The sequence below is a fragment of the Azospirillum formosense genome (genome assembly GCF_013340925.1).
In the GTDB taxonomy this organism is placed as follows: domain Bacteria; phylum Pseudomonadota; class Alphaproteobacteria; order Azospirillales; family Azospirillaceae; genus Azospirillum; species Azospirillum formosense.
Genome location: NZ_WHOR01000327.1, coordinates 1 through 5,671 on the forward strand (window position 1 = coordinate 1; position 5,671 = coordinate 5,671).

Sequence of the window (5,671 nt, forward strand, 5' to 3'; positions counted from 1 at the left end):
GGCAGCGTCAGATGTTTATAGGAGACAGACCGGCCCCGGCAAGGCCATCCACGGGATGCCGCTCGGCTACCCGATGGGGCCGGAGGACCTGCTGGTCGGCGAGAACGGGGAGCCGCTCCGCATCGACAAGGCCTTCAGCTGGGACGCGCCGCTGTCGGTGCACGGGCTGATGCACATGGTGGTCGCCAACGCCTGGGAGGGGGACCCGTACCGCGTCGACACGCTGTTCATGTACATGGCCAACATGGCCTGGAACTCGTCGATGAACACGTCCGAGACGATGCGGATGCTGTCCGACAAGGACCCCGACACCGGCGAGTACCGCATCCCCTTCATCGTCTATTGCGACGCCTACGCCTCGGAGATGGTGGCCTACGCCGACCTCGTGCTGGCCGACACCACCTATCTGGAGCGGTGGGACTGCATCTCCCTGCTCGACCGCCCGATCGGCAGCGCGCACGGCCCCGGCGATTCGATCCGCCAGCCGGTGCTGACGCCCGACCGCGACGTCCGGCCCTTCCAGGACGTGCTGATCGAGTTGGGAGCGCGGCTCGGCCTGCCCGCCTTCGTCCGGGAGGACGGCAGCCCGCGCTACCCCGGCGGCTATCCCGACTACATGACCAACCACGAGCGCAAGCCCGGCATCGGCCCGCTGGCCGGCTGGCGCGGCGCCGACGGGAAGGACGCCGGCAAGGGCGCGCCCAACCCGGACCAGCTCGACCGCTACGTCCGCAACGGCTGCTTCTGGCATTTCGAGCTGCCGCCGGAGCAGCATTATTTCAAGCACGCCAACCAAGCCTATCTGGAGACCGCCACCCGCATGGGTTTCCTCGACAAGCCGGAGCCGGTGATCCTCCAGCTCTACGTCGAGCCGCTCCAGAAATTCCGCCTCGCCGCGCGCGGGCACGGCGCGGTGGTGCCGCCTGCCGACAAGCGGCAAAGGGTGGAAACCTACTTCGACCCCCTGCCCTTCTGGTACCCGCCGCTGGAGGAGGAAGGGCTGGACGAGGGCGCCTTCCCTCTGCACGCGGTCACCCAGCGCCCGATGCCCATGTACCATTCCTGGGGCTCGCAGAACGCCTGGCTGCGGCAGATCCTGGCACGCAACAGTCTCTACATCGCACGCTCCACCGCCGAGGCGCTCGACCTCGCCGACGGCGACTGGGCCTGGGTGACCAGCCCGACCGGGCGCATCCGGGTGCCGGTCCAGCTGATGGATGGGGTGGAACCCGGAACGGTGTGGACCTGGAACGCCATCGGCAAGCGCTCCGGCGCCTGGAACCTGTCCACCGACGCACCGGAGGGGACGAAGGGCTTCCTGCTCAACCACCTGATCTCGGAACTGCTGCCGGAGCGCAACGGCTACCGCCATTCCAACGCCGACCCGGTGACCGGACAGGCCGCCTGGTATGACCTGCGCGTCCGCGTCGAGAAGGCATCGCCGAAGGAGCGGGCCGAGACGATGCCGCGCTTCCCCGCCCAGGCCATGCCGCCGGGCGTCGAGCCGCCGCCTGCCATCCTGCGCACCGGCGCCGTCTTCCGGCCCACGTCTCGGGGAGTACGGTCATGACGAGCCTTCCCAACCGCGAACCCGGCGCCCCCCGGCTGGGGCTGGTCATCGACCTCGACACCTGCGTCGGCTGCCACGCCTGCGCGGTCGCCTGCAAGCAGTGGAACGACGGCGGCCACATGGCGCCGCTGACCGACACCGACGCCTACGGCGCCGGTCCGGACGGGGTGTGGTTCAACCGCATCCACAGCTTCGAGGCCGGCTCCGAGCAGGGAGGCTGCGGGTCGCGCACCACCAACTTCCCGCGCTCCTGCCTGCATTGCGAACAGCCGGCCTGCGTGACCGTCTGCCCGACTGGCGCCTCCTACAAGCGGGCCGAGGACGGCATCGTGCTGGTCAACGAGGATCTGTGCATCGGCTGCAAGCTGTGCTCCTGGGCCTGCCCCTACGGCGCGCGCGAGTTCGACCAGGACGTCGGCGTGATGAAGAAATGCACGCTGTGCATCGACCGCATCCACAACGAGACGCTGGCGGAATCGGAACGGGTGCCGGCCTGCGTCATGGTCTGCCCGACCTCGGCGCGTCATTTCGGCGACCTCGCCGATCCGGCCTCCGCCGTCTCGACGTTGGTGGCGGAACGCGGCGGCTACGACCTGATGCCGGAGCTGGACTACCAGCCGACCAACAAGTACCTGCCGCCCCGGCCGCGGCCCACCCTGGCGCTGGACGAACGCATCGCCAAGGGCGGGGCCAAGGATAGGGCCAAGGACAGCGCCAACGACGACCTGCCGCTCCACGGCCTGCTGAAATGGGCCGACCGCATCCTGGCGCGCTGAGGGAGGGATTCCATGCATCCGGCCTTCTCCATCATCTTCTTCACGAGTGCTGCGGGCGCCGGCTACGGCCTGCTCGCCCTGCTCGGCCTGCTGGCGCCCTTCGGCCTGCTGCCGACGAGTCCGCTGTTCGGCCTCGCCGCCCTCGCCCTCGCCCTGGGACTGGTGGTGGCCGGGCTGCTGTCCTCGCTGGCCCATCTCGGCCGGCCGGAGCGTGCGTGGCGGGCGCTGTCGCAATGGCGCAGCTCCTGGCTGTCGCGCGAAGGCGTGGCGGCGGTCGCCACCTTCCTGCCGGCGGGCGTCTTCGCCATCGCCTGGATCGTCCTGGCAACCGGCGCTGACGGCGGCGGCAGCGGCAGCGGCGTGGCGGGTGTCGCCGGCTGGATCACCGCGGCGATGGCTGCGGTCACCGTCTACTGCACGGCGATGATCTACGCCTCGCTGAAGCCGATCCGCCAGTGGGCCAACCCGTGGGTGCCGCGCACGTACTTGGCGCTGTCGCTGATGACCGGGGCGCTGCTGCTGAACGCGCTGCTGGGCGTGGTCGGGCAGGCGGCGGGCTGGTCCTCCCTGCTGGCCCTGGCGTCGGTGGGGCTAGCCTGGGCGGCCAAAGAGGGGCATTGGCACCACTGCGCCACCGCCCGCCCCGTCAGCACGGCGGAGACGGCGACCGGCCTCGGCCACATCGGGCGGGTCCGCCTGCTCGACGCCCCGCACAGCGAGGACAACTACCTGCTCAAGGAAATGGGTTTCCGCGTCGGGCGCCGCCACGCCGTCCGCCTGCGTCTGATCACCCGCCTCGCCGCCTTCGCCTTGCCGGCGGTGCTGAGCCTCGGCGCGCTGGTCGCCGGTCCCGGCGCCCTGTCCGGCACGCTGGCGCTGCTGGCCGTCGCCGCCGCCGCCCTGGGGGTGGTCGCCGAGCGCTGGCTCTTCTTCGCGGAGGCGAAGCACACCGTGACCCTCTTCTACGGCGCCGGGGAAGCCTGACCCCGCCACTCTGGCCCCGCCTCTTCATCCCTCCATCGGGAAAGGAGCAGACATGCCGCAAGACCACACTGATCATGGCCCCGCCCTGGCCCTCCTGATGACCCGCGCCAAGGCGATGGGCGCCCGGAGCCTCTACATCTGCGGCTCGCCCTCCTGCCCGCGGGTGGGGTTCCGCTCCGGTCCAGGCATCGTCTACGAACCGCTGCCCGCCGGCCTCGCCGGACGCCTGATCGACCGCTTCGCGGTGGACGGCCACGGCCTGAGCCACGGGCTGCTCGTCTGGAGCGGCCGCCATTACCGCTGGTTCGCCATGCCGATGCCGGAGGGGGCCGGCGGCTATGCCCCCCTGATCGCCGTGCACCGGCCCGCCATTCTTCCCGGCCCCGGCGAGCGGGCCATGCCGCGCGTGATCGCCGGCTGACCGCCGGCCGATGACCCTTGGCCCCCTCCCCTCTCATCCCACACCACCCATCCATGAAACGAGGATGCGCACCATGAAAATGACCACCGAGGAAGCGTTCGTGAAGGTCCTTCAGATGCACGGCATCCGGCACGCCTTCGGGATCATCGGATCGGCCATGATGCCGGTCTCCGACCTCTTCCCCAAGGCCGGCATCCGGTTCTGGGACTGCGCGCACGAGACAAACGCCGCCCTGATCTGCGACGGCTACAGCCGCGTCACCGGGGAAATGGCCATGGCCATCGCCCAGAACGGCCCCGGCGTGACCGGCTTCATCACCTCCATCAAGACCGCCTACTGGAACCACACGCCGATGCTGCTGGTGACGCCGCAGGCCGCCAACAAGACCATCGGCCAGGGCGGTTTCCAGGAGGTCGAACAGATGGCCATGTTCAAGGACATGGTCTGCTACCAGGAGGAGGTGCGCGATCCCAGCCGCATGGCCGAGGTGCTGAACCGCGTCATCGAGAAGGCGTGGCGCGGCTGCGCCCCCGCGCAGATCAACGTGCCGCGCGATTTCTGGACCCAGGTCATCGACGTCGAGCTGCCGCAGATCGTCCGGCTGGAGCGCCCGGCGGGCGGGCGGCAGGCCATCGCCGAGGCGGCGCGCCTGCTGTCGGAGGCCAAGTTCCCGGTCATCCTCAACGGCGCCGGGGTGGTGATCGGCGGGGCCATTCCGGACAGCATCGCGCTGGCGGAGCGGCTGGACGCGCCGGTCTGCTGCGGCTACCAGCACAACGACGCCTTCCCCGGCAGCCATCCGCTGGCGGTCGGGCCGCTCGGCTACAACGGGTCCAAGGCGGCGATGGAGCTGATCGCCAAGGCCGACGTCGTGCTGGCGCTCGGCACGCGGCTCAACCCCTTCTCCACCCTGCCCGGCTACGGCATCGACTATTGGCCGAAGGGCGCGCAGATCATCCAGGTGGACATCAACCCCGACCGCATCGGCCTGACCAAGAAGGTGTCGGTCGGCATCTGCGGCGACGCCAAACAGGTCGCGCAGCAGATCCTGGCGCAGCTCGCCCCTGGCGCCGGGGACACGGACCGGCTGGAGCGCCGCGCCTTGATCCACCAGACCAAGTCGGCGTGGCTTCAGCTCCTGTCCTCGCTCGACCATGAGGAGGACGATCCCGGAACGAGCTGGAACGCCGAGGCGCGCGAGCGCGAGTCCGACCGCATGTCGCCGCGTCAGGCGTGGCGGGCCATCCAGGCCGCCTTGCCGGCGGACGCCATCCTCTCCACCGACATCGGCAACAACTGCGCCATCGGCAACGCCTACCCCACCTTCGAGGAGGGGCGGAAGTATCTGGCGCCGGGGATGTTCGGCCCCTGCGGCTACGGCTTCCCGTCGATCGTCGGCGCGAAGATCGGCAGCCCGAACACGCCGGTGGTCGGCTTCGCCGGTGACGGCGCCTTCGGCATCTCGATGAACGAGATGTCCTCCATCGGACGCGAGGGATGGCCGGCGATCACCATGGTGATCTTCCGGAACTTCCAATGGGGGGCGGAGAAGCGCAACACGACGCTGTGGTACGACAACAACTTCGTCGGCACGGAGCTGAACCCCAAGCTCAGCTACGCCAAGGTGGCTGAGGGTTGCGGCCTGAAGGGCGTCACCGCGCGCACCCAGGACGAGGTAACCGCCGCCCTGCGCCAGGCCATCGAGGACCAGGGGCGCGGCATCACCACCTTCGTCGAGGTGATCCTGAACCAGGAGCTGGGCGAGCCGTTCCGCCGCGACGCCATGAAGAAGCCGGTGGCAATCGCCGGCATCGACCCGGCGGACATGCGCCCGCAACAGGCTGTGTAAGCCGAGGCGCTGCGCCGCTGACGCGGCGCTTCTTTGCATGAGTTGAAGGGGCTTTGCCCCCACCCCAACCC

The 5,671-nt window shown here is 69.8% G+C and carries 5 protein-coding genes; all 5 read left to right on the plus strand.

Going from position 1 to position 5,671, the window contains the following annotated elements:
- Positions 1 to 1,570 (plus strand): molybdopterin oxidoreductase family protein (locus GBZ26_RS26295; RefSeq protein ID WP_211104973.1); only part of this gene is annotated, 1,570 nt, incomplete at its 5' end.
- Entirely contained in the window at positions 1,567 to 2,346 is a 780-nt protein-coding gene (locus GBZ26_RS26300; protein WP_174441365.1) for a 4Fe-4S dicluster domain-containing protein, read from the plus strand. The genes GBZ26_RS26295 and GBZ26_RS26300, both read left to right, overlap by 4 nt.
- Positions 2,347 to 2,358: 12 nt before the next feature.
- Positions 2,359 to 3,330, plus strand: a complete 972-nt coding sequence (locus tag GBZ26_RS26305; RefSeq protein WP_174441366.1) for a dimethyl sulfoxide reductase anchor subunit family protein — start codon at positions 2,359 to 2,361, stop codon at positions 3,328 to 3,330.
- 52 nt (positions 3,331 to 3,382) lie between these two features.
- Positions 3,383 to 3,751 carry a hypothetical protein gene (locus tag GBZ26_RS26310; RefSeq protein WP_174441367.1) on the plus strand — a complete coding sequence of 123 codons (369 nt, stop codon included), beginning with the start codon at positions 3,383 to 3,385 and terminating at the stop codon, positions 3,749 to 3,751.
- A gap of 73 nt (positions 3,752 to 3,824) precedes the next feature.
- Complete coding sequence (xsc, locus tag GBZ26_RS26315) at positions 3,825 to 5,600, plus strand: sulfoacetaldehyde acetyltransferase (RefSeq protein WP_174441368.1); 1,776 nt, start codon at positions 3,825 to 3,827, stop codon at positions 5,598 to 5,600.
- Positions 5,601 to 5,671 lie beyond the last annotated feature (71 nt).